Source organism: Aeromicrobium sp. EU05-FHT14F07 (assembly GCF_058790455.1).
On the sequence record NZ_JBYTCR010000012.1, the window covers coordinates 92,433 to 113,693 of the forward strand.

22 protein-coding genes are annotated in these 21,261 nt (G+C 71.6%); 6 read left to right on the plus strand and 16 right to left on the minus strand.

Going from position 1 to position 21,261, the window contains the following annotated elements:
* Window positions 1–15: 15 nt before the first annotated feature.
* Window positions 16–1,002, minus strand: a complete 987-nt coding sequence (moaA, locus tag AC3WRM_RS11935) for a GTP 3',8-cyclase MoaA (protein ID WP_492248587.1) — start codon at window positions 1,000–1,002, stop codon at window positions 16–18.
* A 69-nt stretch (window positions 1,003–1,071) separates the two neighbouring features.
* On the opposite strand from moaA, the gene AC3WRM_RS11940 reads away from it, so the two are divergent.
* Entirely contained in the window at window positions 1,072–1,845 is a 774-nt protein-coding gene (locus tag AC3WRM_RS11940) for an SURF1 family cytochrome oxidase biogenesis protein (protein WP_492248586.1), read from the plus strand.
* Here the strand turns inward: AC3WRM_RS11940 and AC3WRM_RS11945 are convergent.
* The 10 genes from AC3WRM_RS11945 to AC3WRM_RS11990 all read right to left on the minus strand — a co-directional run bounded on the left by AC3WRM_RS11945 (window position 1,818) and on the right by AC3WRM_RS11990 (window position 12,789).
* Window positions 1,818–3,416 (minus strand): ABC-F family ATP-binding cassette domain-containing protein, encoded by a 1,599-nt coding sequence (locus AC3WRM_RS11945; protein ID WP_492248585.1) that lies wholly within the window; start codon window positions 3,414–3,416, stop codon window positions 1,818–1,820. The two genes, AC3WRM_RS11940 and AC3WRM_RS11945, sit on opposite strands and share 28 nt — an antisense overlap.
* Window positions 3,417–3,570: 154 nt before the next feature.
* Window positions 3,571–6,072 carry a putative Ig domain-containing protein gene (locus tag AC3WRM_RS11950; RefSeq protein WP_492248584.1) on the minus strand — a complete coding sequence of 834 codons (2,502 nt, stop codon included), beginning with the start codon at window positions 6,070–6,072 and terminating at the stop codon, window positions 3,571–3,573.
* Window positions 6,073–6,190: 118 nt separating this feature from the next.
* Complete coding sequence (locus tag AC3WRM_RS11955; protein WP_470207145.1) at window positions 6,191–6,550, minus strand: metal-sulfur cluster assembly factor; 360 nt, start codon at window positions 6,548–6,550, stop codon at window positions 6,191–6,193.
* Between the two features lie 35 nt (window positions 6,551–6,585).
* Complete coding sequence (gene sufU, locus AC3WRM_RS11960) at window positions 6,586–7,047, minus strand: Fe-S cluster assembly sulfur transfer protein SufU (RefSeq protein ID WP_492248583.1); 462 nt, start codon at window positions 7,045–7,047, stop codon at window positions 6,586–6,588.
* 2 nt (window positions 7,048–7,049) lie between these two features.
* The gene (locus AC3WRM_RS11965) at window positions 7,050–8,342 is read right to left on the minus strand and encodes a cysteine desulfurase (protein WP_492248582.1); all 1,293 of its coding nucleotides are present in this window, start codon (window positions 8,340–8,342) and stop codon (window positions 7,050–7,052) included.
* A gap of 1 nt (window position 8,343) precedes the next feature.
* Window positions 8,344–9,102 (minus strand): Fe-S cluster assembly ATPase SufC, encoded by a 759-nt coding sequence (gene sufC, locus AC3WRM_RS11970; RefSeq protein WP_492248581.1) that lies wholly within the window; start codon window positions 9,100–9,102, stop codon window positions 8,344–8,346.
* A gap of 5 nt (window positions 9,103–9,107) precedes the next feature.
* On the minus strand, window positions 9,108–9,440 hold the full coding sequence (locus tag AC3WRM_RS11975) for a non-heme iron oxygenase ferredoxin subunit (protein WP_492248580.1): 333 nt from the start codon (window positions 9,438–9,440) through the stop codon (window positions 9,108–9,110).
* A 3-nt stretch (window positions 9,441–9,443) separates the two neighbouring features.
* Window positions 9,444–10,667, minus strand: a complete 1,224-nt coding sequence (gene sufD, locus AC3WRM_RS11980) for a Fe-S cluster assembly protein SufD (RefSeq protein ID WP_492248579.1) — start codon at window positions 10,665–10,667, stop codon at window positions 9,444–9,446.
* Window positions 10,667–12,091, minus strand: coding sequence for a Fe-S cluster assembly protein SufB (sufB, locus tag AC3WRM_RS11985; RefSeq protein ID WP_492248578.1), 1,425 nt, complete (start codon window positions 12,089–12,091; stop codon window positions 10,667–10,669). Before sufB ends, sufD begins: the two co-directional genes overlap by 1 nt.
* On the minus strand, window positions 12,088–12,789 hold the full coding sequence (locus AC3WRM_RS11990) for a helix-turn-helix transcriptional regulator (RefSeq protein WP_492248659.1): 702 nt from the start codon (window positions 12,787–12,789) through the stop codon (window positions 12,088–12,090). Before AC3WRM_RS11990 ends, sufB begins: the two co-directional genes overlap by 4 nt.
* A 153-nt stretch (window positions 12,790–12,942) precedes the next feature.
* On the opposite strand from AC3WRM_RS11990, the gene AC3WRM_RS11995 reads away from it, so the two are divergent.
* Window positions 12,943–14,028: a DNA polymerase domain-containing protein gene (locus AC3WRM_RS11995; RefSeq protein WP_492248577.1), complete on the plus strand. Its 1,086-nt coding sequence runs from the start codon at window positions 12,943–12,945 to the stop codon at window positions 14,026–14,028.
* A gap of 125 nt (window positions 14,029–14,153) precedes the next feature.
* Here the strand turns inward: AC3WRM_RS11995 and AC3WRM_RS12000 are convergent, their stop codons facing one another.
* The gene (locus tag AC3WRM_RS12000; protein ID WP_492248658.1) at window positions 14,154–14,729 is read right to left on the minus strand and encodes a YdeI/OmpD-associated family protein; all 576 of its coding nucleotides are present in this window, start codon (window positions 14,727–14,729) and stop codon (window positions 14,154–14,156) included.
* A 106-nt stretch (window positions 14,730–14,835) separates the two neighbouring features.
* Between AC3WRM_RS12000 and AC3WRM_RS12005 the strand changes: the two genes are divergently transcribed.
* Window positions 14,836–15,627, plus strand: a complete 792-nt coding sequence (locus AC3WRM_RS12005; protein WP_492248576.1) for a GTP pyrophosphokinase — start codon at window positions 14,836–14,838, stop codon at window positions 15,625–15,627.
* On the opposite strand, the gene AC3WRM_RS12010 is transcribed toward AC3WRM_RS12005, so the two are convergent.
* Window positions 15,624–16,721 carry an ATP-dependent DNA ligase gene (locus AC3WRM_RS12010; RefSeq protein WP_492248575.1) on the minus strand — a complete coding sequence of 366 codons (1,098 nt, stop codon included), beginning with the start codon at window positions 16,719–16,721 and terminating at the stop codon, window positions 15,624–15,626. The two genes, AC3WRM_RS12005 and AC3WRM_RS12010, sit on opposite strands and share 4 nt — an antisense overlap.
* A gap of 58 nt (window positions 16,722–16,779) precedes the next feature.
* On the opposite strand from AC3WRM_RS12010, the gene AC3WRM_RS12015 reads away from it, so the two are divergent.
* The 3 genes from AC3WRM_RS12015 to AC3WRM_RS12025 are packed head-to-tail and all read left to right on the plus strand — an operon-like array spanning window position 16,780 to window position 19,387.
* Complete coding sequence (locus AC3WRM_RS12015; protein WP_492248574.1) at window positions 16,780–17,724, plus strand: ABC transporter ATP-binding protein; 945 nt, start codon at window positions 16,780–16,782, stop codon at window positions 17,722–17,724.
* Window positions 17,721–18,494 carry an ABC transporter permease gene (locus tag AC3WRM_RS12020; protein WP_492248573.1) on the plus strand — a complete coding sequence of 258 codons (774 nt, stop codon included), beginning with the start codon at window positions 17,721–17,723 and terminating at the stop codon, window positions 18,492–18,494. The genes AC3WRM_RS12015 and AC3WRM_RS12020 overlap by 4 nt, the downstream gene beginning before the upstream one ends.
* Window positions 18,485–19,387 (plus strand): COX15/CtaA family protein, encoded by a 903-nt coding sequence (locus AC3WRM_RS12025; protein WP_492248572.1) that lies wholly within the window; start codon window positions 18,485–18,487, stop codon window positions 19,385–19,387. Before AC3WRM_RS12020 ends, AC3WRM_RS12025 begins: the two co-directional genes overlap by 10 nt.
* A 51-nt stretch (window positions 19,388–19,438) precedes the next feature.
* On the opposite strand, the gene AC3WRM_RS12030 is transcribed toward AC3WRM_RS12025, so the two are convergent.
* The 3 genes from AC3WRM_RS12030 to AC3WRM_RS12040 are packed head-to-tail and all read right to left on the minus strand — an operon-like array spanning window position 19,439 to window position 21,239.
* Window positions 19,439–19,900 (minus strand): GNAT family N-acetyltransferase, encoded by a 462-nt coding sequence (locus AC3WRM_RS12030; protein WP_492248571.1) that lies wholly within the window; start codon window positions 19,898–19,900, stop codon window positions 19,439–19,441.
* A complete protein-coding gene (locus AC3WRM_RS12035) occupies window positions 19,897–20,253 on the minus strand; it encodes a hypothetical protein (RefSeq protein WP_492248570.1) in 357 nt (118 codons plus the stop codon). Before AC3WRM_RS12035 ends, AC3WRM_RS12030 begins: the two co-directional genes overlap by 4 nt.
* A complete protein-coding gene (locus tag AC3WRM_RS12040; RefSeq protein ID WP_492248569.1) occupies window positions 20,250–21,239 on the minus strand; it encodes a heme o synthase in 990 nt (329 codons plus the stop codon). Before AC3WRM_RS12040 ends, AC3WRM_RS12035 begins: the two co-directional genes overlap by 4 nt.
* Between the last annotated feature and the right edge of the window lie 22 nt (window positions 21,240–21,261).

Below are 21,261 nucleotides of genomic sequence, written 5' to 3' on the forward strand. Positions count from 1 at the left end.
TCGTGGGTCCGGCGGTCAGCCGCCGATCGACGACATCGGCCGCGACGGCTGCAGGAAGGTGGGGTCGTCGATGCCGTGGCCGGCCGCCTTGCCCCACATCGCGTCGACCCACCGGCGGGCCAGCTCGTCGTCGTCGGCTCCCCCGCGCAGCGCGGCCCGCAGGTCGGACTCCTCGCGGGCGAACAGGCACGTGCGCACCTGGCCGTCGGCGGTCAGGCGGACGCGGTTGCAGTCGGCGCAGAACGGCCGCGTGACCGACCCGATGATCCCCACGGTGTGGGGGCCGCCGTCGACCTGGAACTTCTCGGCCGGGGCGCTCCCCCGTCCGTCGAGAGGCGTGAGGGTCACGTGCTCGGAGAGTCGCGCGAGGATCTCGTCGGCGGTGATCATGCGGCTGCGGTCCCAGCCGTGCTGCGCGTCGAGCGGCATCTGCTCGATGAAGCGCAGCTCGTAGCCGCGCTCCATGCACCAGCGCAGCAGCGCGGGGCCCTCGTCCTCGTTGAGCCCTCGCAGCAGCACCGCGTTGATCTTGACGGGGGTGAGCCCCGCCTCGGCGGCGGCCTCGAGCCCGGCGACGACGTCGTGGAAACGGTCGCGCAGCGTGATCCGGTGGAACATCTCCGGGTCGGTGGTGTCGAGGCTGACGTTGACCCGGTCGAGGCCGGCGGCGGCCAGCGCGTGGGCGGTGCGGCTGAGCCCGAGGGCGTTCGTGGTGATGGCGGTGCGGGGCGAGCCCGGCATCGCCTTGGTGGCTGCGACGATCGAGGCCAGCCCGCGACGCAGCAGCGGCTCGCCGCCGGTGAACCGCACGTCGACGACGCCGAGACGCGTGACGGCGACGTGGATCAGCCGGACGACCTCGTCGTCGGTGAGCACCTCCGCCGTGGGCATCCAGTCGAGGCCCTCGGCGGGCATGCAGTACTGGCAGCGCAGGTTGCACCGGTCGGTCAACGAGACCCGCAGGTCGGTGGCCACACGTCCATGTCTGTCACCGAGCTGCATCCCCCCAGTCTAGGAGCGCGGACCCAACCTCGCCGGAGCGCGCTGGTGTCGGGCGGCTAGATTCGAGGGGTGCGGTTCCTGCTCAGCGCCCGGTGGATCGGGTTCTTCCTCGCCGTCGTGGCGCTCGCGGTCGTGTGCGTGCTCATGGGCGACTGGCAGTGGCACAAGCGCGAGGTCCGGCACGAGTCGAACGAGCGGGTCGAGCAGCACCTGGCCGCCGACCCCGTCCCCCTCGACCAGGTGGCACCGGTCGGCCTGAAGGTCACGAAGGACCTGGAGTGGACGCGGGTCGTCGTGCAGGGCCGCTACGACCCGACGTCGCAGGTGACGGTGAAGTTCAGCACCCGCGACGGGCGCCCCGGCGCCGAGGTCGTCACGCCGCTGCTCCTCGACGACGGCAGCGCCGTGCTGGTCGACCGCGGCTGGGTGCCGACGGCGAACACCGCGGCCGCCCCCAGCGATGTCCCCGCGCCGCCGAGCGGGACCGTCACGGTGCAGGGCTGGCTGCGGCCCGACAGCAACGCCGGTGCCGACGCGACCACGCCGGTGGAGGGCCAGGTCCGCTCCGTCTCCAGCACCGGGCTCGCCGACTCGCTCCCCTACGACGTGCGCTCGGGCTACCTCAACCTGCGCGAGCAGACCGGCGGCACGGGCGGGCTCGAGCTCGAGCCGAAGCCCGACCTCGGCGGCGGCCCGCACTTCTTCTACGGGCTGCAGTGGTGGTTCTTCGCAGGCCTCGCGCTCGCCGGCTTCGTCTGGTTCGCGCGCATCGAGTGGCTGGAGCGACGCCAGGGCGGCGCCACGGCCGACGACGGTCAGGCCAGGGAGACCAGCTCGGCGTAGCCGTCGTTCCACAGGTCCTCGTCACCGTCGGGCAGGAGCAGCACGCGGTCGGGGTCGAGCGCGCGCACGGCGCCCTCGTCGTGGGACACGAGGACGATCGCACCCTCGTACCGACGGATCGCGTCGAGCACCTCCTCGCGCGAGGCCGGGTCGAGGTTGTTGGTCGGCTCGTCGAGGAGCAGCACGTTCGCGCTCGACACGATGAGCCCCGCCAGCGCGAGCCGGGTCCGCTCACCGCCCGAGAGCACCTTCGCCGGCTTCGCGGTGTCGTCGCCGGAAAAGAGGAAGGCGCCCAGGACGCTGCGGGCCTGCGTGTCGGTGAGCTCCGGCGCGGAGCGCTGCATGTTCTCGAGCACAGTGCGGTCCATGTCGAGAGTCTCGTGCTCCTGCGCGAAGTAGCCGATCTTGAGCCCGTGACCCGGCTGGATCTCGCCGGTGTCGGACTGCAGGGTGCCGGCGAGCATCCGCAGCAGGGTCGTCTTGCCCGCTCCGTTGAGACCGAGCACGACGACGCGGCTGCCCTTGTCGATCGCCAGGTCGACGCCCGCGAAGATCTCCAGAGCGCCGTAGGACTTGGAGAGTCCCTGGGCCATGAGCGGCGTCTTGCCGCACGGAGCCGGCTTCGGGAAGTCGATCTTGGCGACCTTGTCGGCCTGGCGGACGTCGTCGAGGCCGGACATCATCTGCTCGGCTCGGCGCAGCATCTGCTGGGCTGCGCTGGCCTTGCTGGCCTTCGCGCGCATCTTGTTGCCCTGGGCGACGAGCCGCTCGGCCGTCTTGGTCGTGATCTCGCGCTCGCGCTTGCGACGCGCCTCGTCGGCCTCGCGCTGGCGTAGGTAGTGCTTCCAGCCGGTGTTGTAGATGTCGATGGTCGCGCGGTTCGCGTCGAGGTAGAAGACCTTGTTGACCGTCTCCTCCACCAGGTCGACGTCGTGGCTGATGATCACGAGACCACCGGAGAACGTCTTGAGGAAGCCGCGGAGCCAGGTGATCGAGTCGGCGTCGAGGTGGTTGGTCGGCTCGTCGAGCAGCATCGTGTCGGCGTCGCTGAACAGGATGCGGGCCAGCTCGATGCGGCGGCGCTGACCACCGGAGAGCGTCTGCAGCTGCTGGTCGAGCACGCGGTCGGGCAGGCCGAGCGCGTTCGAGATGGTGGCGGCCTCCGCCTCGGCGGCGTACCCGCCACCGGCCGAGAACACGTCCTGGGCGCGGCCGTAGGCCTTCATCGCCCGCTCGGCGAGCTCGGGGTCGGCCGAGCCCATGTCGAGCTCGGCCTTGCGCATCGTCGCGAGGGCCTCGTCGAGGCCACGGGCACCGAGGATGCGGTCGCGCGCCGTGATGGACAGGTCGCCGGACTTCGGGTCCTGCGGCAGGTACCCGATCTTCCCGCTGAGCGTGATGCTGCCCTCGGCCGGCTGACCGTCGCCGGACAGCATGCGCGTGAGCGTGGTCTTGCCGGCGCCGTTGCGGCCGACGAGGCCGATCTTGTCGCCCTTGTCGACACGGAAGGAGACGTTCTGCATGAGGACGCGGGCGCCGAAGCGCAGCGTCACGTCGTTGACGGTGATCATGGGGAGCTTTCGTGGTCAGGGGGTGTGCGAGAACGCCGGACGTGGTCCGGTCGTCACTCCCGCTGGTAGTAGCTCACCAGAGCAGTCTACGGGCCGGAGCCCCTCTCCTCCGCATCCTCGCGAGGAGACGTGGGTCATGCCGCCCCGTGACGACTCAGCTGTAGACCTTCGTCGGCATCCCGCCGCCGCTGTCGTTGCGGCCGTTGCCGAGCTCCCCACCGCTGTTGTTGCCCCAGCACCGCTGCGTGCCGCCGTTCTTCACACCGCACGCGAAGCCCTTGCCCGTCGTGACGGACGACCACGAGACGGTCTGGTCGACGCGCACCGGGACGCTGCTCGCAGCGGTCGTCCCGTCCCCCAGCTGGCCGTTGGCGTTCGAGCCCCAGCACCAGGCGGTCCCGTCGGTGCGGGTCGCGCAGGTCGAGCCCGTGCCGAGGTCGGACGACACCGACACCTGGCCCCACCCGGTGTCGCGGCCCACCTGGACGGGCGACGCGGAGTCGGTCGTGGTGCCGTCACCGAGCTGGCCCGAGGTGTTGCGACCCCAGCACCAGAGCGTGCTGTCGGTCCGGACGCCGCAGGTGGTGAAGGCCGAGGTGACGACGCTCTGCCACGAACCACTCACCTGCGTGGGGCGCTCGCCCTTGCCCCAGCACCAGAGGGTGTCGTCGAGGCGCACCGCGCAGGTCTCGGCGTCGGCGACGCTCACAGAGCGCCAGAGTTCGTGCCCGACCTGCAGCGGCGAGCTCACGCTGTCCTTGCCCGACGGCACGGTCTCCCCGAGCTGGTCGGCGGGGCCCCAGCACCAGAGCGACCCGTCGGTCCGGATGCCGCAGGCGTGCGCCGCGCCCACCCCGACGTCGCTCCACGATCCGCCGCCGACGACCGCACGCGGGCTGTCGGCCCACGACGCGTTGCCGTCACCGGAGCCCAGGATGCCGTTGTCGTTGCGGCCCCAGCACCACAGGCTGTTGTTCGTCTTGATGCCGCAGGTGCTGAAGAAGTCGCCGCCGTCGATGGTCAGCCACGCCGAGCCACCGACGACGGCCGTCGCCTGGCGACGGACCGAGTTCTCGGCGCCGACCGGGCCGGTGCCGAGCTGGCCGCCGTAGTTGGAGCCCCAGCACGCCGCGGCACGGTCGTACTCGTTGATGCGGCAGGCGTACCCGTAGCCACCGCTGACCTCACCGGTCGAGGGCGTCGTCGAGCCCCCAGCCTCGGCCTCGGGGAAGAGGTTCTGCTCGTCGGCGGGCGCCGTCGCGCCGGTCGGGGTGAAGGTGAGGACGACGTAGCTCGTCCCGGCCCGCGTGGGGGTCCCGCTGAGCACGCCGTCGGAGCTCAACGTCAGGCCTCCCGGCGTACCGCCCCTCGTGCCCCACGTCCCGGCCGTCGGGGCGTTGGTGCGCAGCTGGTAGCGGTACGGCACGCCCACCTGACCCACCGGCACCTCTGTGGTGGCGATGATGCGGGTGCTGGCGACCGTGTAGGTCCGGTCGGCCGTGAGGCCGGACGCAGCACTCGTGAAGCGCACCGTGAAGGTCGACGACGCGTCGGACGACGTGGGCGTGCCGGAGAGCCGGCCGTCGGACCCGAGGCTCAGTCCCGGCGGGAGGCTGCCCGAGGTCCGCGCCCAGGACCCGCTCTGCGACGCCGTCAGCGTCTGGTCGTAGGGCGCGCCCTTGAGCGCGGTCGGCAGCGAGGTGGTCGTGATCCGCGGGGAGTCGTCGACGGAGAGCGTCAGGGTCGTGGTCGCGACCTTGCCGTTGTCGTGCGTGAACGTGACCGTGGTGGTCACGTCGCCGGCGGTGGTCGGCGTGCCGGTGATCGCGCCGGTCCGGGTAGCGAGCGTCAGACCGGCGGGCAGGGCGGGCGAGACCGACCAGGTGCCCGGCTGGTCGCCGTCGGTGGCGAGGCGCGCGCTGTAGGCCACGCCGGTCCGGCCCCGCGGCAGGCTGGTGGTGGTGATGACGGGCTGCACCGGGGTGGCCTCGACGACCAGCGTGCGGGTCGAGGACGTCGCGGCCGCGTAGCCCGTGCGTCCGGCCACGGCGGCGCGGTAGGTCGTGCTGCCGGCCTTGCTGGTGCGCAGGGTGACGCGGTACGTCCCGTCGGAGGCCAGCGTCGTCGTCGCGACCGTCCTGGCGGTGCGACCGGACACGGTCTGGACCGAGACCTTCGTGCCCCGGACGACGGGGCTCGCCCTGCCGCTGACGACGACGTCGTCGCCGACGGTTACCCGACTCGGCGCGAGGGTCGCCGTGACCGTCACCTTGCGTCGCACGTCGAGCGTGGTGCTGCGCGACGTCGCGGCCTTCCGGTTGCGGATGGCGGCCGAGACGGCGCGCAGCTTGATGCTGCCGACCGTCCTGACGGTCAGGCGCGTGCTCCAGGCGCCCCTGGTGCTGGTGGTGCGGGCGGACGTGACCTTGACCCAGCGGGACCCGGTGAGTCGCTGGACCGTCACGGTCGCGCCCTTCGGGGAGGCGCTGAGCGTCCCGGACAGCGTGATCGTGGTGCCCGAGGTCGGGGTGGTGCTGGATGCCTTGAGGCTCAGCGTGCGTGACGACGCGGCGCTCGCGGGAAGCATCCCCGCGAGCAGGACGCCGGTCACCAGCAGGACGAGGAGGGCGAGACGGGACGGGCGTGCAGACGACACAGGACGACCTTCGGTTCGAGGAGCCCCGAACCAGGCGCCGCGCCCGTTGTAACACGCAGTTGACCCCGGCGTCCGCGGTTCGGCGGACACCGGGGTCAAGGTCACGTGGACCTGAGACTCAGCCGACGTTGAACCCCAGGGCGCGCAGCATCTCGCGGCCGTCGTCGGTGATCTTGTCCGGGCCCCACGGCGGCATCCAGACCCACTCGATGCGGAAGTCGTTGACGATGCCGTCGAGCGCGGCGCGGGTCTGGTCCTCGATGACGTCGGTCAGCGGGCAGGCCGCCGAGGTCAGCGTCATCGACAGGACCGTGTTGCTGTGGTCGTCGACGTCGACGCCGTAGACCAGGCCGAGGTCGACGACGTTGATGCCCAGCTCGGGGTCGACGACGTCCTTCATCGCCTCCCACACGTCCTCGTCCTTCGTCGCCGTCGACACGGCGGACTCCTGCGGGGCGTTCAGGTCAACCTCGGGCAGGTCGGAGTGGTCAGGGCCGGGGGTGGTGGGGTCGCTCATGCGTCCTCCTGGGTGCTGAGAGCCTGGCTGGTGGCGTCCTTGAACGCCATCCACGAGAGCAGCGCGCACTTCACGCGCGCCGGGAACTGGGCGACACCGGCGAACGCGATGCCGTCCTCGAGCACGTCCTCGTCGGGCTCGACCTCTCCCTTGCCCTGCATGAGGGCCTGGAAGGCGTCGAGCGTCGCGAAGGCGTCGTCGACGGGCTTGCCGACCACGAGGTCATTGAGCACCGACGCCGACGCCTGGCTGATCGAGCAGCCGACCGCGTCGTAGGAGACGTCGGAGACCGTGCCGGCGTCGAGGTGGACCCGCAGGGTCACCTCGTCGCCGCAGGTCGGGTTGACGTGGTGCACCTCCGACTCGAACGGGTCGCGCAGGCCGGCGCCGTGCTTCTGCTTGTAGTGGTCGAGGATGATCTCCTGGTACAGCGCGTCCACCTGGGATGCGTCGGCCATGGTCACCGCCCTCCGAAGTAGTGCTGGGTGTGGCGGACCGCGTCGACGAGCGCGTCGATCTCGGCCTCGGTCGTGTACAGGTAGAACGACGCCCGCGTCGTCGACTGCACGCCGAACCGCTGGTGCGCCGGCTTGGCGCAGTGGTGGCCGGCGCGGACGGCGACGCCGCGGGAGTCGAGCAGCTGCGCGACGTCGTGCGGGTGCACGTCGTCGAGGGTGAAGCTGATCGCCCCGCCACGCTGCACGGCCTCCTTCGGCCCGACGACCGTGAGCCCGTCGACCTCCTGGAGACGCTCCAGCGCGTACGCGGTGATCGCCTGCTCGTGCGCGGCCACGTTCTCCATGCCGAGCGCGGTCAGGTAGTCGACCGCTGCGCCCAGACCGACCGACTGGGCGATCGGCGGGGTGCCGGCCTCGAAGCGGTGCGGGGGCGCGGCGAACGTCGACCGCTCCATCGTGACGGTCTCGATCATCTCGCCGCCACCCAGGAACGGGGGCAGCGACGCGAGCAGGTCGTAGCGGCCCCAGAGGACCCCGATGCCCGTCGGGCCGACCATCTTGTGGCCGGTGAAGGCGACGAAGTCGGCGCCGAGGGTGCTGACGTCGACCGGGATCTGCGGCACGGCCTGCGACCCGTCGATCACGACGAGCGCGCCGACCTCGTGGGCCCGCGCGATGACCCGCTCGACCGGGTTGATCGTGCCGAGCATGTTCGAGACCCACGTCAGCGAGACGACCTTGGTGCGCTCGGTGACCAGGGTGTCGAGGTCGTCGAGGTCGAGGCGACCCTCGTCGGTGACACCGAACCAGCGCAGCGTGGCGCCGGTGCGCTCGGTGAGTAGCTGCCACGGCACGATGTTGGAGTGGTGCTCCATCTCGGAGATGACGACCTCGTCGCCCTCCCCGATTCCGTGGGGGTGGGCCGGACCGGCGTCGCCCAGCACGCGCGCCACCAGGTTCAGCGCCTCGGACGCGTTCTTGGTGAACACGACCTCGTCACGCCGAGCGGCGCCGATGAAGCCGGCCACCTTGGTGCGACCCAGCTCGAAGGCCTCGCTCGCCTCGGCACCGAGCTGGTGCATCGCCCGCGCCACGTTGGCGTTGTGCTGCAGGTAGTGCTGCTCGATCGCCTCGACCACCTGGCGCGGCTTGTGGGACGTGTTGGCGCTGTCGAGGTACACCAGCGGGTGGTCTCCCGCTAGCGTGCGCTCGAGGATGGGGAAGTCCTTGCGGACCGCCTCGACGTCGTAAGCTGCGTCTTCTGCCGCCCAGGGCCCGGCACCCCTGCCCGGCATGTCAGACCGCGGCCTTCACGTACTTGTCGTAGCCCTCCGCCTCGAGCTGGTCGGCCAGCTCGCGACCGCCGGACTCGGCCAGCCGGCCCGCGACGAACACGTGCACGAAGTCGGGCTTGATGTACTGCAGGATGCGCGTGTAGTGCGTGATGAGCAGCAGGCCACGGTCGCCCTGGGCGGTGTAGCGGTTGACGCCCTCGGACACGACGCGCAGGGCGTCGATGTCGAGGCCGGAGTCGGTCTCGTCGAGCACGGCGAACTTCGGGTTCAGCAGCTCGAGCTGCGCGATCTCGTGGCGCTTCTTCTCACCACCGGAGAAGCCCTCGTTGACGCTGCGCTGCGCGAACGTCGGGTCGAGGGTGACGCGCTCGAGGGCGGCGTTGACGTCCTTGACCCAGGTGCGCAGCTTGGGGGCCTCGCCGTCGATGGCGGTCTTGGCGGTGCGCAGGAAGTTCGCGACGGAGACGCCTGGGACCTCGACGGGGTACTGCATCGCGAGGAACAGGCCCGCACGGGCGCGCTCGTCGACGCTGAGCTCGAGGATGTTCTCGCCGTCCAGCAGGACCTCGCCGTCGGTCACGGTGTACTTCGGGTGCCCGGCGATCGAGTACGCGAGGGTCGACTTGCCCGAGCCGTTCGGGCCCATGATCGCGTGCACCTCGCCGCTGTTCACGGTCAGGTCGACGCCGCGCAGGATCTCCTTCGCGCCGTCCTCGGTGTTCACCGAGACGTGGAGGTTCTTGATCTCGAGGGTGCTCATGTGGTTCAGCTCCTGGTGGGGGCGGACACGTCGACCAGGACGCGTCCGTCGGTGATGGTCGTGGGGTAGGTGGGCACGGCCTCGGTGGCCGGCAGGTTGAGGGGCTTGCCGGTGCGGGCGTCGAAGCGCGACCCGTGCAGCCAGCACTCGATCTCGCAGCCCTCCACCTCCCCCTCCGACAGCGGGATGGCGGCGTGCGAGCACTCGTCGCGGATCGCGAAGACCTCGTCGCCCTGGCGGACCAGCGCGACGTCGACGCCGTCGACGGTGACCGCGGTCGCGGTCCCCTCGACGAGGACGTCGAGGGGTGCCGCGAACTGGGGTCCGGACTCGGTCATGGGTCAGCCGACCTCGGCGGGGGTGCCGGGCTCCGGGCGGCTGTTCAGCACCGTCAGGTCGGCACCCGCCAGCTCGGCCTCGATGGCCGCGACGAGCCGCTCCTGCAGCTCCGGGACGCCGATGCGACGGATGATGTCGTTGAAGAAGCCGTGCACGACGAGGCGACGCGCCTCGGCCTCCTCGATGCCCCGGCTCTGCAGGTAGAACAGGTGGTTGTCGTCGAAGCGACCCGTGGTGCTGGCGTGACCGGCGCCCGCGATGTCGCCGGTCTCGATCTCCAGGTTCGGCACGGAGTCGGCCTTGGCGCCGTCGGTGAGGACGAGGTTGTCGTTCTGCTCGAACGTCTCGATACCTTCGGCCACCTTGCGGATCAGCACGTTGCCGACCCACACGGTGTGGGCGTCCTGGCCCTGCAGCGCGCCCTTGTACTCGACGTTGCTCTTCGTGCGCGGTGCCGTGTGGTCGACGAACTGGCGGTGCTCGATGTGCTGGCCCGCGTCGGCGAAGTAGACGCCGAGCAGCTCGGCGCTGCCGCCGGGCCCCGCGTAGTCGACGTTGACGTTGGTGCGGACGAGGTCGCCGCCGAGGCTGACCTCGAATGCGCGCACCGACGCGTCGCGCCCCACGCGCACGTTGTACTGGCCGGCGTGGACGGCGTCGTCGGCCCAGTCGTTGACCGTGACCAGGTCCAGCGAGGCGCCGTCGCCGACGACCACCTGCGTGAATGCGTCGTACGTCGCGCTACCGGCGTGGTCGACGACCACGGAGGCCTTCGCGTGCGTGCCGACGCGGACCACGACGTGGCCCCAGACGGTCGAGTCGACCGACGCGCCCGTGAGCGTCAGGCGCACGGGCTCGGTGAGCTCGGTGTTGGCGGGCACGTCGAGCAGCACCGCTCCCCCGGCGTTGGCGACGGCCAGCGCGCCGAGCCGGTCGAAGGGGGCGTTGACGGCCAGCGCCTGCGCCTCGGCCGTGCTGATCTCGCGGAGCGTGACGCCCTCGGGCAGCTGCTGCTCCCACGTGAGGTGCGCGTCGGAGGGGGTGCCGTCGAGCAGTCCCCGCAGCCGCTTGAGCGGCGTGAAGCGCCAGATCTCCTCCAGGCCCGTGGGCACCGGGTGCGCCGCGACGTCGTAGGACGGCTCGGGGTGCAGGTGCGACTCGACGTGGTCGAGCTCGAGGGCCTGACCGATGTTCTCGACCGTGCGGTCGGTGTCGACGAGGGTCATCAGCCGACGGCTCCTTCCATCTGCAGCTCGATGAGGCGGTTCAGCTCGAGCGCGTACTCCATCGGGAGCTCGCGCGCGATGGGCTCGACGAACCCACGGACGATCATCGCCATGGCCTCGTCCTCCTCCATGCCGCGCTGCATGAAGTAGAAGAGCTGGTCGTCGCTGACCTTGGAGACCGTGGCCTCGTGGCCGAGCGTCACGTCGTCCTCGCGGACGTCCACGTACGGGTAGGTGTCGGACCGGCTGACCTGGTCGACGAGCAGGGCGTCGCACTTGACCGTGCTGGCCGAGCCGTACGCGCCCTCCATGACCTGCAGCAGGCCGCGGTAGGAGGTGCGTCCACCACCGCGGGCCACCGACTTGCTCAGGATCGAGCTCGACGTGTAGGGCGCGGCGTGCACCATCTTGGCGCCCGCGTCCTGGTGCTGGCCCTCGCCCGCGAAGGCGATCGACAGCGTCTCGCCGCGGGCGTGCTCGCCCATCAGGTAGACGGCCGGGTACTTCATGGTGACCTTCGAGCCGATGTTGCCGTCGACCCACTCCATGGTGGCGCCGGCCTCGCACACGGCGCGCTTGGTGACCAGGTTGTACACGTTGTTCGACCAGTTCTGGATCGTCGTGTACCGCACGCGGGCGTTCTTCTTGACGATGATCTCGACGACCGCCGAGTGCAGCGAGTCGCTGGAGTAGATCGGCGCCGTGCAGCCCTCGACGTAGTGGACGTAGGAGTCCTCGTCGGCGATGATCAGCGTCCGCTCGAACTGGCCCATGTTCTCGGTGTTGATGCGGAAGTAGGCCTGCAGCGGGATGTCGACGTGGACGCCCTTGGGCACGTAGATGAACGAGCCGCCGGACCACACGGCCGTGTTCAGCGCGGAGAACTTGTTGTCACCGACGGGGATGACGGTGCCGAAGTACTCCTCGAAGATCTCCGGGTGCTCCTTGAGCGCGGTGTCGGTGTCGAGGAAGAGGACGCCCTTCTCCTCGAGGTCCTCGCGGATCGAGTGGTAGACGACCTCGGACTCGTACTGCGCGGCGACGCCGGCGACGAGCCGCTGCTTCTCGGCCTCGGGGATGCCGAGCCGGTCGTAGGTGTTCTTGATGTCCTCGGGCAGGTCCTCCCAGGAGGCGGCCTGCTTCTCCGAGGAGCGCACGAAGTACTTGATGTTGTCGAAGTCGATGTCCTCGAGGCCGGCGCCCCACGTGGGCAGCGGCTTGCGGTCGAAGAGACGCAGACCCTTCAGGCGCAGGTCGAGCATCCACTGCGGCTCGCTCTTCTTCGAGGAGATGTCACGCACGATCTCCTCGTTGAGGCCGCGCTGGGCGTTGGCACCGGCGTCGTTCGCGTCGGACCAGCCGAACTCGTAGCGGCCGACGTCCTTGAGCCCGGGGTTGAGCTCTTCGATCGAGTTGGTCGTCATGACGACACCCTCTCTGTGGTGGGACCAGTGGCTTGGGTCGGGGGATGGGGCAGGTGGGTCGTGCACACGCCGTCGCCGTGGGCGATCGTCGCGAGGCGCTGCACGTGGGAGCCGAGCAGGTCGGCGAACATCGCCGTCTCGGCCTCGCACAGCTGGGGGAACTCGGCCGCGACGTGCGCGACCGGGCAGTGGTGCTGGCAGATCTGCGCACCGGCCGGCGTCGTGCCGGCTGACGCGGCGAACCCGTCGGCGCTCAGCGCGTCGGCGAGCACCCGCGGGCGCTCCTCGACGGGCGCGGCCTCGACCAGGGGGCGGTACTTCTCGGTGAGGGCGCGCAGGCGACGGGCCGCGAACGCGACGACGGCACCGTCGCCGGCGGTCTCCGCGAGGAAGCGGAGCGCGTCGGCGGCGAGGTCGTCGTAGGAGTGCGCGAAGGTGTCGCGGCCGGCGTCGGTGATGACGAAGACCTTGGCCGGACGTCCACGACCCCGCCGCGCGGTGCTGCGCGGCTGCCGCTGCGCGACGACGCCGTCGGCCAGCAGCTGCTCCAGGTGACGGCGCACGGCGGCCGGAGTGAGGCCCAGCCGCTGGGCGAGGTCGGCTGCGGTCGACGGACCGTGCTCCAGGATCGACGTCGCCACACGCTCGCGCGTGGGGGCGTCGTCGACGAGCGTCGACTCCATCTCCTCCAGGCGCATGTTTTTCACAACACCAGTGTGCCGTTATTGATTCCGGCCGTTCAAAGAAGGCAACCCTCACTCACCGCTCTCGCCGCCCACGGCCCGGCACCCCCGTGCTGGTTCGCCGCCCACGGCCCGGCACCCCCGCCGGGTCGGGCCTAGGCTGCCGTCATGGCAGCGAAGTCACCGTCGGTGGTCGTCGACGCGGGCGGGCGCGAGGTGAAGGTCTCCAGCGGTGACCGCGTCATCTACCCCGCCTCCGAGCACGGGCCGGAGATCACGAAGCTCGACGTCGTCGAGTACTACGTGGCCGTCGGCGACGGCATCGTACGCGCGCTGCGCGACCGGCCGACCGCGCTGGAGCGCTGGCCCAAGGGCGTGCAGCCCGGCATGACGCTGACGGCCCGCGAGGCCACACACGGGCGCGGCCCCCAGGGCGACGCGTTCTACCAGAAGCGGCTCATGCGCGGCATGCCCGACTGGGCACGCTCGGTGCGCGTGCACTTCCCCTCCGGTCGCACCGCCGACGAGCTGTGCCCCGACCACGTGGCCGTCGTCGCGTGGGCCGCGCAGATGGGCACCATCACGTTCCACCCGTGGCCGGTGCGGCGGGCCGACGTCGACCGTCCCGACGAGCTGCGCATCGACCTCGACCCGCACGGCGACACCGGCTTTGCGGACGCCGTCCGCGAAGCCGGGTCGGTCAAGGAGCTCCTCGACGACCTCGGCCTGCGCGGGTACGTGAAGACGAGCGGGAAGAACGGCGTGCACGTCTACCTGCGCCTCGAGCCACGCTGGACCTTCACCGACGTGCGGCACGCCGCCATCGGTCTCGGTCGCGAGCTCGAACGACGCAACGAGCGCGTCACCACCGCCTGGTGGAAGGAGGAGCGCGGCGACCGCATCTTCGTCGACGTCAACCAGAACGCGCGCGACCGCACCATCGCGTCGGCCTACAGCCTCCGCCCCAAGCAGGGCGCGCCCGCCTCGTTCCCGCTGCGGTGGGACGAGCTGGCCGAGGTCGACGACCCCATGGCGTTCACGCTGCGGACCGTCCCCGACCTGCTCGCCGAGCGCGGCGACGCCTGGGCCACCATCGACGACGAACCACAGTCGCTGGAGCCGCTGCTCGACCTCTGGCGCGCCGACCTCGAGCGCGGCCTCGGCGACCTGCCGTACCCCCCGGAGTACCCGAAGATGCCCGGCGAGCCGAAGCGCGTGCAGCCCAGCAAGGACACGCGGAACAAGCAGGGGTGAGGTCCGGGCCGGCTGCTGCGCTGCAGGTCCACCGATGCCCCCGCCCGGCGGTGGGCTCTCCACCGTCTGGGCGCTGAGGCGGGTGAGGACTCACCGCTCGGCGGACCTGCACGTCCAGCGAGCCGTCAGCGGTCGGGCCGCTCCCCGGCGCGGCACTGGGCGAGCAGCTTCTCGATGCGGGACAGACGGGTCGGCTCCCGCTTGGCCGTGGCCAGCTGGGTGAGGGCGAAGAGGCGGGCGCTCGGCGGGAGGGCGTCCCAGAAGGTGCGGGCGACGGGGTCGGCGTCGAGGCCGGCGCGCAGCTCGTCCGGCTCCTCCCCCTGCTCGGGCCCGACGAGGACCGACCAGGACCCGTCGGCCACGGCGGCGTCGACCACCGCCTGGCCGGCGGGACGCATCCGACCCTCGTCGACCAGCCGGGCGACGCGGGCGCGGTTCGACGCCGCCCACGCGCTCCCCCGCCGACGCGGCGACATCCAGATCGCGGGGCCCCGGTCGTCGAGCGCACCGCGCACCCGGCCGTCGATCCAGCCCCAGCAGAGGGCCTCGCAGACCGCGTTCTCGTACGACAGGGCGTCGTCGCCCTCGGCGACGCGCGCCGTCATCTCCAGCCACACGCCCCGTGCGTCGGCATGGTGCCCCCGCAGCCAGTCGCGCCACGCCGCCAGCGACCCGGGAGCCACCTGCTCCGCCTCGTCCATCACGCCCACGAGGCCACCGTAGGGCGCCGCACCGACAACCGCGCCGAGACAAGGCCGCCTCGCGCGCGACCCGTCACGCGTCGACCGCCCGTCGTAGGCTGACCGCGTGGAGCTGACGAGCAAGGAGGCGCTGGGGCAGGGCGACGAGGTCCTGCACCTCGACGACCCCAAGGCGCTGCGGCAGGACTTCACCCGCTTCATGCTCCGGCACCGGTTCGCGATGGAGGAGGTCGTCACCAAGCTGACGATCCTGCGCGACGAGTTCGCGCTCATGCACGACACCAACCCCATCGAGCACATCGCGTCGCGGCTCAAGTCGCCCGACAGCCTCGCCGAGAAGATGGGCCGCAAGGGCACGCTGCCCACGTTCGAGTCGATCCGCGAGACCATCACCGACATCGCCGGGGTGCGCGTCACCTGCAGCTTCGTCTCCGACGTCTACCGCGTGCACGAGCTGCTCACGTCGCAGGACGACCTGACCGTGCTCGACGTGCGCGACTACATCGCCTCGCCGAAGGCCAACGGCTACCGCAGCCTGCACCTCCTCCTCGAGGTGCCCGTCTACCTGTCGGACGGACCCGTGCCCGTCACCGTCGAGGTGCAGCTCCGCACGATCGCGATGGACTTCTGGGCCAGCCTCGAGCACAAGATCCACTACAAGTACCGCGGTGCCGTCCCCGACGACCTCGCCGAGCGCCTCTGCGACGCCGCCGACTCCGCCCACGCGCTCGACGCGCGCATGGAGGCGCTGCACGACGAGGTGCGCCACCTCGGCGAGGACGGTGTCGAGACGCTGCCGACCGAGGTGCGCGACGACCTCATCGCCGGCGACGAGCTCGTGCCGTCCGAGGCGCTCCTGGAGCAGCTGCGTCGGCTCGGCGAGGGTCCGCGGGACTAGGCGAGCACGTCACCGAGGTCGTAGGACACGACCTCCTCGAGCTGCGCGTAGGTGCACGACGTCGGCTCACGGTCCGGACGCCAGCGCGTGAACTGCGCGGTGTGGCGGAACCGGCCCTCCTCACCCCGGCCCTCCATGTGCTCGTAGCCGACCTCGACCACCCGCTCCGGCCTCAGCGGCACGAACGAGAGGTCCTTCGTGCCCGTCCAGCGGCTCTGCCCACCGGGCAGCCGACCGTCCGCGTGGGCCTGCGCGGTCTGCCAGGCGCCCCACGGGTGCTCCGACAGCTCGGCCCGGAGGGGCTCGAGCTCCGCGGCCAGCTCGGCCCGGCGCGTCGCGGTGAACGAGGCGCACACGCCGACGTGCTGGAGGCGTCCGTCGTCGGTGTACAGCCCGAGCAGCATCGACCCGAGCAGCGGCTGCTCGGGCGTCGACGTCTTGTGCAGCCGGTAGCCGGCCACCACGACGTCGGCCGTGCGGGCGTGCTTGACCTTCAGCATGGTGCGGCCGTTCGGCGTGTACGGGGCGTCGAGCCGCTTCGCGACGACCCCGTCGAGCCCGGCACCCTCGAACTGCTCGAACCACCGCTCGGCCTCGGCACTCTCCCGTGTCGTGCGGGTGAGGTGGACCGGTGCCGCGACGTCGCGGAGCGCCTCCTCGAGCGCGGCCCGCCGCGCGTGCAGCGGCGCGTCCAGGTAGGACGTGTCGCCGAGCGCCAGCAGGTCGAACACGACCAGGCTCGCGGGTGTCTCCTCGGCCAGCAGCGACACCCGTGAGGCCGCCGGGTGGATGCGCTGCGACAGCGTGTCGAAGTCGAGCCGGTCGCCGACCACCGTGACGATCTCGCCGTCCACGACGCACCGCTGCGGCAGCTGGGCGAGCACCGCCGCTACGACGTCGGGGAAGTAGCGGGTCAGGGGCTTGGTGGACCGGCTCGCGATCTCCACCTCGTCGCCGTCGCGGAACACGACGGCCCGGAACCCGTCCCACTTCGGCTCGAACAGGTAGCCACCGTCCACGGCGTCGGCAGCCGGCACGCCCTTCACCGACTTCGCGAGCATGGGCTGCAGCGGCGGCATCACGGGCAGGTCCATCGCACCAGGCTACGGTGCCCCGGACCACGTGCCGAGCGACGATCTCTAGACTGACGGGGTGAAGCACCCTCCCGTCGACGGCACCGTCGGCGCCGCCGTCGAGATCCACGACCTCGTCGTCCGCTACGGCGACGTCACCGCGGTCGACGGGCTCACCCTCACGGTCGGCACCGGCACGGTGACGTCGGTCCTCGGGCCGAACGGTGCCGGCAAGACCAGCACCGTCGAGACCTGCGAGGGCTTCCGTCGCGCGACGTCGGGCACGGTCCGCGTGCTCGGCCTCGACCCGGTGCGCGACGCGGCCGCCCTGCGACCCCGCGTGGGCGTGATGCTGCAGGCCGGTGGCGCGTGGTCCGGCGTGCGGGCCCACGAGATGCTGCGCCACGTGGCGTCGCTGCACGCCCACCCCCTCGACGTGGACGCCCTCGTCGAGCGCCTGGGTCTCGGGTCGTGCGGCCGCACCGCCTACCGTCGCCTGTCCGGCGGCCAGCAGCAGCGGCTCGGCCTGGCGATGGCCGTCGTGGGCCGTCCCGAGCTGGTCTTCCTCGACGAGCCGACCGCCGGACTCGATCCGCAGGCGCGTCGCGCGACGTGGGACCTGCTCGACGAGCTGCGCGCCAGCGGCGTCACCGTGGTGCTCACGACACACTTCATGGACGAGGCCGAGACGCTCAGCGACGTCGTGCACATCGTCGACGCCGGACGCGTCATCGCCAGCGGCTCACCCGCCGACCTCGTGCGCTCCGGTGCCGAGAACACCGTCCGGTTCGCCGCCCGGCCCGGGCTCGACGTCGAGGCGCTCATGACCGCGCTGCCTCTCGACACCAAGGTGCGCGAGGTGGCGGCCGGGCAGTACGTCGTCGTCGGCACGGTCGACCCCGGCCTCCTGGCCACGCTGACCGCCTGGTTCGCCGGCCAGGGCGTCCTCGCGGAGTCGGTGCTCGTGGAGAAGCAGACGCTCGAGGACCGGTTCCTCGACCTCACCGGACGGGCCCTGCGATGAGCCTCGACCTCTCGCCGCGTCCTGGCGCGGCCGGCACCCCCGCGATGCTCGCCGCGCAGGCCCGCATGGAGCTGCGCCTGCTCGCCCGCAACGGCGAGCAGCTCCTCATCACGCTCGTCGTCCCGCTCCTGCTCCTCGTGGCAGGCACCCGCTCGGGCGAGGTCGTCGACCTCGGCAGCGGCCGACCGATCGACATCGTGACGCCCGGCGTGCTGGGACTCGCCGTGCTCTCCACGTCGTTCACGTCGCTGGCGATCGCCACCGGCTTCGAGCGCCGCTACGGGGTGCTCAAGCGGCTGGGCGCCTCGCCACTGCCGCGCTGGGGCCTGCTCGTCGGCAAGACGGCCGCGGTGGTCGTGGTCGAGGTGGTGCAGCTGGTGCTGCTCGCGTCGGTCGCGCTCGCCCTCGGCTGGTCCCCCGACGCCGGGGTCGCGCCGTGGCTGTGGCTCGTGGTCCTCGCCGTGCTCGGCACCGCCGCGTTCGGCTCGCTCGGGCTGCTCATCGCCGGGACGCTGCGCGCCGAGGCCACGCTCGCCGTCGCGAACCTGGTGTACGTGCTCCTCCTGGTCGGCGGCGGACTCATCGTGCCCCTGTCGCGCTACCCTGACGGCGCCCAGGGCGTGCTGCAGCTGCTGCCGTCCGGTGCGCTCGGCGAGGGCCTGCGGACGGCGTTCGACGCCGGCACCGTCGACCTGCTCCCTCTCGTGGTGCTCGCGGCCTGGGCGGCCGTCGGCACCGCGCTGACCGCAAGGACGTTCCGATGGGAATGACGCTCGGTCTCCGGACCCCCACCCGCGACGTCGTCGAGCGCTGGGCGTGGGCCAGCCTGGTCGCGAACACCGTCATCATCCTGACCGGCGGGCTGGTCCGCCTGACCGCCTCGGGGCTCGGCTGTCCCACCTGGCCGCGCTGCACCGACGAGTCGTTCGTGCCGCACCGTGCCCTCGGCCTGCACGGCCTGATCGAGTTCGGCAACCGGCTGCTCACCTACGTGCTCATCGCCATCGCGATCGGCACGGTCGTCGCGGTGTGGCGCTGGTCCGAGGGCCGGGGGCTGCGCCGCCTCGCGGTCGTGCTGGCGGTCGGCATCCCGTTCCAGGGCGTCATCGGCGGCATCACGGTGCTCACCGACCTCAACCCGTGGATCGTCGCGCTCCACCTCGTGCTCTCGCTGTTCCTGGTCGCCGGCTCCACGTGGCTGCTGCTGCGCGTGCGCGGTGACGTCGCCGACGACGTGCCGGTGCTCGCGCGACGGCTCGTGCTCGCCACCTACGCGACCCTCTGGATCGTCGTCTACCTCGGCACGGTGGTCACGGGGAGCGGTCCGCACGCCGGGGACGTCGACGCACCGCGCAACGGGCTCGACCCCCGCCTGTGGAGCCACGTGCACGCCTGGGGCGTCTACGTCCTCGTCGCCCTGACGCTCGCGACCGTCGTCGTGCTGCGTCGGGTCGGCACCAGCCCGCTCGCCGTCCGTGCCGCCATGCTGCTGCTCGTCGCCGAGCTGGCACAGGGTGTCATCGGCTTCGTGCAGTACTTCACGGACCTGCCGATCGCGCTGGTCGCCGTGCACCTCGTGGGCGCCGCCGTGCTGGTGTCCGTCGGCACCCGACTCGTCGTGCTCACGCGCACCCGCGTCCGCGAGCCGCAGCTCCAGCACTGACCGTGACGATGTGGCCCCGATCTGGAGCGATCCGGGGCCACATCGTCACGGTCAGCGGGGGCGGGTCATGGTGAGGCAGCCCTCGGCGTCGGGCTCCGGGTCGGTGAGGACGAAGCCGCAACGCGTGTAGAAGCGCACGCCGACGTCGTTGCCGGCCATCACGCGCAGGTGCAGCGGGGTGCCCGCAGGGACGTCCCGAGCCACGGCGTCGACGAGGCGGGCCGCCACGCCGGTGCCCCGCGCGGCAGGCGCGACCCACATGCCGAGCAGCTCGTGCTCCCCGCTCACGCCCGCGGTGCCGACGTCGGTCCCGTCGAGGGAGGCCACGTAAGTGGCCACGGCCTCGAGACGCTCGCGCCACCGTGCCTCGACGTCGAGGTCGCTGAGCCAACGGTGCGCCGACGCGGCGAACGTGTCAGGGTCGCTGCGCAGCGCCTGCTGGCGCACCTGCCGGAAGCGGGCCCAGTCATCGGGCAGCAGCCGCTCCACGTGCAGGCCGCGGGATCCGGTCATGCTCGACGGAGACGTTCGGTCGGCAACGGCACCTCGACCTGGTCGCCGACGTCGCGCGGTGCACCGACCACCTGGGCGAAGTCGGCACCGGCCACCACGGCACGTTCGGCGTCGACCTCCACGAGGACGACGCGTCGCTGCGAGCCGTCGTCGAGCGTCAAGACCCAGGGATCGGCGAGGTAGGACAGCCCGGCTCCCTCGAGGACCTGCTCGGCACCGAGCCGCTCGAGCGGCTCGTCGAGCGGCGTCCCGAGCAGGGTCCGCGGCACGAGCCCTGCCGGCTCGGCCGACAGGTAACCGACCAGCTCGCCGTCGTCGTCGCGGTAGTACGGCTCCCAGGACGACGGGATCATCGCAGGAACGGGTCGACCGCCGCGGCGACGAAGAGCAGCGCGAGGTAGGCGTTGGAGAAGTGGAAGAGCCGCATCGGCTTGATGACCGACAGCTCCTCGGTGTCCTTCGCCCGCGAGCGCAGGTCGTAGGCCTCGACCAGGAACACGATGCCGAGAAGGATCGCGACGCCGGTGTAGAACCAGCCCATGCCGGCGACCGGCCAGAGGGCGAGCGACGTGGCGACCATGACCCACGAGTAGAGGACGATCTGGCGCGACACCGTGGCGGCACTGGCCACCGACGGCAGCATGGGCACGCCCGCGGCGGAGTAGTCGTCGCGGTAGCGCAGGCCCAGGGACCAGAAGTGCGGCGGCGTCCAGAAGAAGACGACGAGGAAGAGCACGACGGGCGGCCAGGCGAGCTCGTTCGTGACGGCGGTCCAGCCGATGAGCGCCGGGAAGCAGCCGGCCGCCCCGCCCCAGACGATGTTCTGCGGCGTCCGCCGCTTCAGCAGCATCGTGTAGCCGACGACGTAGAAGACGTTCGCGGCGAGCGCGAGCCCGGCCGAGAGCCAGTTGACCAGCAGACCGAGCCAGAGGGTCGAGACGACACCGAGGGCCAGCCCGAACCAGAGCGCCCCCGCGGTGGAGACACCGTGGCGCGGGAGCGGACGACGGGACGTACGACGCATCTTCTGGTCGATGTCGGCGTCGAACACGCAGTTGAGCGCGTTGGCGCTGCCCGCCGACAACGTCCCTCCGACGACGGTGGCGACGATCAGCCAGAACGACGGCACGTCGCGTGCGGCGAGGAACATGACCGGCACCGTCGTGAGCAGCAGCAGCTCGATGATGCGCGGCTTCATCAGCGCGACGTAGGCGTTGAGCACGTCGACCGGACCGCTGCGACGGACCTGGCTGGACGTCACCACCCGGGTGTCCGCGGCACCGCCCTCCGCCGGCGTCGACGAGGGGTCGTTGCGGCTGCTCGACCGAAGTGCACTCACCTGGCAGAGTCTAGACGCTCGG

Bases quoted from the DNA above. Each gene is read 5' to 3' on its own strand.
- moaA (WP_492248587.1), bottom strand. From the start codon at position 1,002: ATGCAGCTCGGTGACAGACATGGACGTGTGGCCACCGACCTGCGGGTC.
- AC3WRM_RS11945 (WP_492248585.1), bottom strand. From the start codon at position 3,416: ATGATCACCGTCAACGACGTGACGCTGCGCTTCGGCGCCCGCGTCCTC.
- sufU (WP_492248583.1), bottom strand. From the start codon at position 7,047: ATGGCCGACGCATCCCAGGTGGACGCGCTGTACCAGGAGATCATCCTC.
- AC3WRM_RS11965 (WP_492248582.1), bottom strand. From the start codon at position 8,342: ATGCCGGGCAGGGGTGCCGGGCCCTGGGCGGCAGAAGACGCAGCTTAC.
- sufC (WP_492248581.1), bottom strand. From the start codon at position 9,102: ATGAGCACCCTCGAGATCAAGAACCTCCACGTCTCGGTGAACACCGAG.
- AC3WRM_RS11975 (WP_492248580.1), bottom strand. From the start codon at position 9,440: ATGACCGAGTCCGGACCCCAGTTCGCGGCACCCCTCGACGTCCTCGTC.
- sufD (WP_492248579.1), bottom strand. From the start codon at position 10,667: ATGACCCTCGTCGACACCGACCGCACGGTCGAGAACATCGGTCAGGCC.
- sufB (WP_492248578.1), bottom strand. From the start codon at position 12,091: ATGACGACCAACTCGATCGAAGAGCTCAACCCCGGGCTCAAGGACGTC.
- AC3WRM_RS11990 (WP_492248659.1), bottom strand. From the start codon at position 12,789: ATGCGCCTGGAGGAGATGGAGTCGACGCTCGTCGACGACGCCCCCACG.
- AC3WRM_RS11995 (WP_492248577.1), top strand. From the start codon at position 12,943: ATGGCAGCGAAGTCACCGTCGGTGGTCGTCGACGCGGGCGGGCGCGAG.
- AC3WRM_RS12000 (WP_492248658.1), bottom strand. From the start codon at position 14,729: ATGGACGAGGCGGAGCAGGTGGCTCCCGGGTCGCTGGCGGCGTGGCGC.
- AC3WRM_RS12010 (WP_492248575.1), bottom strand. From the start codon at position 16,721: ATGGACCTGCCCGTGATGCCGCCGCTGCAGCCCATGCTCGCGAAGTCG.
- AC3WRM_RS12020 (WP_492248573.1), top strand. From the start codon at position 17,721: ATGAGCCTCGACCTCTCGCCGCGTCCTGGCGCGGCCGGCACCCCCGCG.
- AC3WRM_RS12025 (WP_492248572.1), top strand. From the start codon at position 18,485: ATGGGAATGACGCTCGGTCTCCGGACCCCCACCCGCGACGTCGTCGAG.
- AC3WRM_RS12030 (WP_492248571.1), bottom strand. From the start codon at position 19,900: ATGACCGGATCCCGCGGCCTGCACGTGGAGCGGCTGCTGCCCGATGAC.
- AC3WRM_RS12035 (WP_492248570.1), bottom strand. From the start codon at position 20,253: ATGATCCCGTCGTCCTGGGAGCCGTACTACCGCGACGACGACGGCGAG.